This is a genomic window from Acinetobacter sp. UBA3025, from assembly GCF_002367915.1.
Taxonomy (GTDB): Bacteria; Pseudomonadota; Gammaproteobacteria; order Pseudomonadales; family Moraxellaceae; genus Acinetobacter.
Genome location: NZ_DFDO01000068.1, coordinates 1 through 6,164, shown reverse-complemented (window position 1 = coordinate 6,164; position 6,164 = coordinate 1). Strand labels below are relative to the sequence as shown.

Sequence of the window (6,164 nt, the reverse complement as noted above, 5' to 3'; positions counted from 1 at the left end):
CTAGTGTGATTGTCGGAGTATTTATGCTGGGTGTGGGCTTCTATTTAACTCAGCTGGCTTTAGCGCAGGCATAAAAAAGTCAGGAAATTGGAGGTAATTTCCTGACATAAACCGCGATTTAAATTGAGAAAAAATCGGAGGTTTTAAGTTTAACCACGTTTAAAACGGGCAAAACGTTTGTTAAAGCTCGCTACGCGACCTTCATTACTGGTTTGACGTTGCTCACCGGTATAGAACGGATGTGAAGCACTCGAAATATCTAGGGTGACATAAGGATAGGTCTTACCTTCATATTCCTTGGTCTGGCTAGAAGTCATGGTACTGCCAATCACGAAGTAGGCATCAGCATTGGTGTCATGAAATAAAACTTCTCGATATTCGGGATGGATGTCTGGACGCATCGTAATATTCCTCTTGTAATTTAAGAGTAATGTTATAATGTAACATTAGATATTTCAAGTGAAGTAGGGTTACAGCTTGTAAGCTTATTACTGCAACCTAACTGCGACTTGGCACAATTTCCTCAAATACATCACTCAAATCATCATGTACTTTCAAATGAATCAAGTTCCAGTATTGTCCGGAAATAGTACGGTTTACCATTAAAGTATCTGGCGATGGTTTGAATACATCCCAATATTTCAGAGAAGGTTTGAGCAATTCCATTCCATCATGATGTGCTGAGTTTTCAGCAAAATCATAATTAGTGGTTAAAGGGCGCATCAGCACTTCTAGCCATTGCTCATACAGATCGGCCGGAAATTTTCCGGTTTCTGTCAGGGTATGCAGGGCATCCAGTTGCTGTTCAATGGTCGAAATATCCTTATCACGGGCTGCATGGATCAGTTCCTTGAAATGAGTAATGATCTCGGTAGAAAGGGTTTTAACACCGCCGTAATCGTAAATAATCACCGAGCCATCTTCACGGAAGGCAAAGTTCCCTGGATGCGGATCACAGTGGAAACGTTTCAGATAGAAAATTTCCTGACCAATCGCACGGAATAAACGACGGCCTAGGGCATTACGGGTTTCTAGCGGCCATTGGCTGGCCGTTTCCATACTTTCGCCCTGTTCCAGGCTTAAGGTCAGAATATGGCGGGAAGAATATTCACTAAATACTTTTGGAATAACAATTTGATGATCGAGTGATTCATGAAAGGCGCGTGCCACTTCCAGATTCTGTGCTTCAATTTCATAATTGAGTTCATTGTCCAGACTATGCTGAATTTCTTTGAAGAGTTGATCCTGCAATTTGCGGTCAATTTTCAGTACACCCATCAAACGTAAGGCGAGACGAACCTGTTTCAGGTCACTTTCACAGGCTTCTTCCACTCCCGGATATTGCACCTTGACCACAACCTGCTGGCCATCGGGTAGTGTCGCTTTATGCACCTGTCCGATCGAGGCTGCGGCAAAAGGCTGCTCATCAAACTGCTGGAATAGATCCTGCAAAGATTTGCCCAATTCTTTTTCGACCTGAGACTGAATCTCTTTAAATGGCATCGGTGGAGCCTGACGCTGCAATTTGGAAATGGCTCGAGCAACTTCAGGCGGGAAAATATCTTTATATTGCGAGGCAATCTGGCCGACTTTCATCACCGCACCTTTCATTTCCCCCAAGGTATCAGCAATCTGTACTCCAATATCCTGAAATAATTTACTGCGTGCAGCATTTTTCTGCTCTTCATCCGCAGTTAAATTTTTAATCGAATTGGATAGGGTTTTACTTGCAATACTTGCGGTCATTCCAGCCAATTTCATAAAGCGGCGACCAGGCGTTCGAGCCGTTTTTGCCATGCGAGATTCCTCAAAATCACCATTTTTATGGGTGTATTTGATCATAGGTGACAAACTATAAATTGCCTATATTTAATTGTAGATGTTATGTTGCAAAGCTTCTCAAAGTATTCATATTTGCTTGATATTGTTCACTTGATTTATACAATTTTTAAACCATCTTGGTATCTGTACGGCAGTTTTTGAATCAATTATTTAATTATTCTGAAGAGGGCAAAGCATGATTTTTGAGTTCCTTTCTATGAGGAAAGGCTTAAAATAATCGCATCTCAAGATCAAGAAATTTCAATGAAAGTCTATCGATATTTTACTGGTAAAGATGATGTGAATTTTTGTGCCCGTGTGACCAAGGCACTCAATGAAGGCTATGAACTTTATGGTGCGCCAACTATGACCTTTAATGGAACAGATGTGATTGTGGGGCAGGTAGTAATTAAGGAAGTGGCAGATGAGTCGGAGATTCCACAGGGATTAAAAGATGCATTAAATCAGTAATTCAATGCATCTTTTTAAATAATAAGAGGATTAGGCACGCTGGCTTAAACGTTTGTTATTGCCATAAAGCCGTGCCAGCAATAAAACACAGGCCACGCTCAGACCGACAATCAGACCGACCCAGACGCCTGCCGCCCCCATATCTCCAAAACGGGACAAATAAACCCCCACCGGGAAGGCAATCACCCAATAGGCAATCATGGTGATCCACATTGGGCCTTTGGTATCCTGCATACCGCGTAAGCAGCCTGCAGCACTGATCTGCCAGGCATCCATCAGCTGATAGGCCACTGCAAAGAGCACCAGATAAAGCGCGATCTGGGTCACCATCGGGTCAGAAGTATAGAGCGCTACGATTTCACTACGGAACACCCAAAGCATTAGCATGATCAGCAGAGCTAGAATCGTCGCGGTCATCAGACCTAAACCTTGTACTCTACGCATGGCATCCCAGTTCTGTTCACCATAGTAAGTTCCCACCCGAATGGTCAGCGCAATGGCCAGAGACATCGGAATCATGAATAATTGTGAGGTAACGGAAATAGCAATCTGGTGAGCGGCCACAATGGTTTCACCTAATGGACTCAAGACAATCGCTGCGGTACTAAAAATACTCACTTCAAAGAAAATTGCCAGTCCGATCGGAAAGCCCAGCTTTAAAATCCGTTTCAGCCAATATCCGTTCAGCTTTTCCCAGTGTCTAAATGGCTGACTGCTTTGATAGACCCGATTTTTAAAAATATACAGTGCCAGACTCATTAACATGAGCCATTGCAGAATTGCTGTAGCAAAACCACAACCGGCACTGCCCAGTGCCGGAATTGGACCAACTCCATACATAAAAATGAAGTTTAATGGAACCAGAAGCAGTAGCGCCATGAGGCTAATGGCAGTGACCGGACGCGGGTAACCAATGGCCTCAGAATAGCCGCGTAAAGCCGCATACATAGTCACAGCAGGCATACCAAAACCGATCGCATGCAGGAACAGGCCAGCTTTAGGTTGCAGGCTTTCTGGGACACCTAGTAAAGGTAAAGTGAGGGGCAAAACTTGTAAAATCAGACCCGCAATCACCCCCAGGATGAATGCGACCCATAATGATTGCCGCGCAATTGTAGCGATTTTTCCAGGTGTACGTGCGCCTTTGGCTTCCGCCACTAAAGGTGTAGTGGCGATCATGATACCGCTAAAAAGCAGCATGACTGGAATCCAGAGACCGACACCGACCGCAATCGCTGCCAGGTCAGTCGGTGAGAGACGTCCGGCCATAATGGTATCAATCAGGCCCAAACCTGCCTGGGAAAATTGTGTGACCAGAATGGGCAACATCAGATGGAACAGCTGTTTTAATTCATAACGACGGGTTGTGGCTGTCAAAACATTAGACACAAAAATTACTCATTAGTGATCATGTGCTTAGAGATAAAGGTTTAGCGTTGTAAAGTGAGAAGCACACCAATAAAAATCACCACGCCACCTAAAAGACGTTGCCAGTTCACCGGCATTTTTTCATTGCCCAGCAGACCAAACTGATCGACGATCATGGACATCACCATCTGACCAAAAATAATCATTCCGGTCAGTGTCAGGAAGCCCATTTTAGGTGCAGCATAAATGCTCATGCTGATCGCATAAACACCTAAAAATCCACCTAACCAGAGATACCAGGGAACTGCAATCAGCTCCTGTAAGCCTGGTTTGGGATGTGACTGAAACAGCACGATGCCGGCAAGTACTATTGTACCAATCAAAAAGGAAAAAAATGCAGCTTGAATAGGAGAATATAAATATTCTTTTAATTGGGTATTAATAGCCGTCTGTAAGGTCAGCAAGACCCCGATTGCAAAGACCAAAGGTAGTAAAATAAGGAGCTGGGAGGATATTTTCATAATTTTAACTATCTAATTCTATTTAAATTTTTAGGCATTAGGCGATGGCGATTTTAATTTTAGCAGTGTTGTTGCCGAGTCATGTTAAAATTACGCTAGATCTTGTAGTTGTTTTTGAGTAGTTCTTTGGCTGAATTAAATCCTGCACTTATTCCCTTATCCCTGTATATCCATATGCCGTGGTGTGTACGTAAATGTCCGTATTGTGACTTTAACTCGCATGCCGTACCTGATGGAAAACTCTCTTTGGATCTGGAACGGGAATATCTGCATGCGCTGGTAGATGACTTTAAAACTCAGGTTGATTTTGCCCAAGGCCGTTCGGTTCATAGTGTATTTATCGGTGGGGGAACGCCGTCACTGATCTCTGCTGCAGGTTATCAGTGGTTATTTACAGAACTAAAAGCACTGATTCCTTTTGAAGAGAATTGTGAAATCACGCTGGAAGCCAATCCGGGTACAGTGGAGCATGATCCATTTGCTGGCTATTTAGCAGCTGGTATTAATCGTCTTTCGATTGGCGTGCAAAGTTTTAATACCGAGCATCTAAAAAAGCTGGGCCGAATCCATAGCAATGAAGATGCGATCTCGGCGATTGGCCTGGCGCGTGATGCTGGTTTTCAACGGATCAATGTCGACTTGATGCATGGCTTGCCTGAACAGACGCTGGAGCAGGCACTCAATGACCTGAAACTGGCAGTCGAGAATGGTGCTACGCATATTTCGTGGTATCAGTTAACTATTGAGCCAAATACCGTGTTTTTCCGTACTCAGCCGATTTTACCGGTCGATGAAGTACTAGAAGAGATTCAGGAACAGGGCGAGGCCTATTTAAAAGCCAATGACTTTATCAATTATGAAGTCTCTGCCTGGCGTAAAGAATTACCTTCGGCACATAACCTGAATTACTGGCAATTTGGTGATTATCTGGCCATTGGAGCAGGGGCGCATGGAAAAGTGACTCAACCGGATGGTGTTTACCGTTTCCAGAAAACCCGTTTGCCTAAAGACTATTTAGCCAAAGTGCCAGCTGAACATTTGCAGTTTAAGCGCATCGAAGTGACAGATATGCCTTTTGAATTTATGATGAATGCCTTACGTTTAAATGATGGCGTGGAAGCAAAGCTTTATCTTGAACGAACAGGCTATAGTCTGGATACACTGGATGAATTGCTGACTTCATTGCGCCAACGTCAATTAATGGTAGAAGATGCAGAACGTCTGGCATGTACTGAGCAAGGTCACATCTTTTTAAACTCTGTGCTGGAAGAGTTTCTTTAGTTGCCTAATCTATCCGAATAATTAATCCAGTTTAAAAAGAAAAAGTCCGATGAGTTACATCGGGCTTTTCCTTCTCTCTCCACTATGCATTTAAGCCATTCGGATTAACGATATTTAGGCGGTAACTTGTGATGTGGGCCATTGTGATGGTTTTTGTTGAAGAAGCCCTTATGGTCTTTCTTGCCAAATTTATCATGACGATCATGCTGGTTAAAATGCGCTTTAGGAGGTGCTTTATGGAAACCACCTCTATGCGGCATTGGTTTCTTATCAAAATGATGCGCTGACGGTGTTGGATGACGATGATCCGGTCCAGGCGCCGCCATTGCTGACATAGTGGCTGTTGTTGCGATCAAGCCAATCATTAAAGAAGAAACTAATTTTTTCATGATCATACTCATATTTATTCAATGAGCTCATCATAGGAGTCAGTGATGTAGGGAAGATGGAGCTATAGACAAGACTTTTGTAAATTTCAAGATTTCTGTTAAATTTTTATTTAAGTGTTTAATAAATAAAAATTTTATTAAAAATTCTATATTTTTATGGGCAATTTTTGATTTTAAAATCATCAAAACTCTTCTCAGTTTCTTCATGTCTTAACATGACTAAAATTAGATGAAGAAATTTAGGACAAGATGATGAATGAAAAGCGAATATTTAATTATCTTTAAATTTTAATTAGGGTGTGTTGACACTTTT

7 protein-coding genes are annotated in these 6,164 nt (G+C 42.6%); 2 read left to right on the top strand and 5 right to left on the bottom strand.

From position 1 onward, the window contains the following. Positions 1–149: 149 nt before the first annotated feature. Both B4J23_RS02760 and B4J23_RS02755 read right to left on the bottom strand, forming a co-directional pair. Positions 150–401, bottom strand: coding sequence for a type B 50S ribosomal protein L31 (locus B4J23_RS02760; RefSeq protein ID WP_004787006.1), 252 nt, complete (start codon positions 399–401; stop codon positions 150–152). A gap of 97 nt (positions 402–498) precedes the next feature. After that, complete coding sequence (locus B4J23_RS02755) at positions 499–1,797, bottom strand: ABC1 kinase family protein (RefSeq protein WP_004787005.1); 1,299 nt, start codon at positions 1,795–1,797, stop codon at positions 499–501. A 288-nt stretch (positions 1,798–2,085) separates the two neighbouring features. On the opposite strand from B4J23_RS02755, the gene B4J23_RS02750 reads away from it, so the two are divergent. Then, complete coding sequence (locus B4J23_RS02750; protein ID WP_034701512.1) at positions 2,086–2,292, top strand: DUF1737 domain-containing protein; 207 nt, start codon at positions 2,086–2,088, stop codon at positions 2,290–2,292. Positions 2,293–2,322: 30 nt separating this feature from the next. On the opposite strand, the gene B4J23_RS02745 is transcribed toward B4J23_RS02750, so the two are convergent. Continuing rightward, complete coding sequence (locus B4J23_RS02745) at positions 2,323–3,681, bottom strand: MATE family efflux transporter (RefSeq protein ID WP_291358692.1); 1,359 nt, start codon at positions 3,679–3,681, stop codon at positions 2,323–2,325. Between the two features lie 41 nt (positions 3,682–3,722). After that, the gene (locus tag B4J23_RS02740; RefSeq protein ID WP_159122648.1) at positions 3,723–4,181 is read right to left on the bottom strand and encodes a DMT family transporter; all 459 of its coding nucleotides are present in this window, start codon (positions 4,179–4,181) and stop codon (positions 3,723–3,725) included. 126 nt (positions 4,182–4,307) lie between these two features. Between B4J23_RS02740 and hemW the strand changes: the two genes are divergently transcribed. After that, positions 4,308–5,462: a radical SAM family heme chaperone HemW gene (hemW, locus tag B4J23_RS02735; RefSeq protein WP_291358691.1), complete on the top strand. Its 1,155-nt coding sequence runs from the start codon at positions 4,308–4,310 to the stop codon at positions 5,460–5,462. A 104-nt stretch (positions 5,463–5,566) separates the two neighbouring features. Here the strand turns inward: hemW and B4J23_RS02730 are convergent, their stop codons facing one another. Then, positions 5,567–5,851, bottom strand: a complete 285-nt coding sequence (locus tag B4J23_RS02730; protein ID WP_179992136.1) for a hypothetical protein — start codon at positions 5,849–5,851, stop codon at positions 5,567–5,569. Positions 5,852–6,164 lie beyond the last annotated feature (313 nt).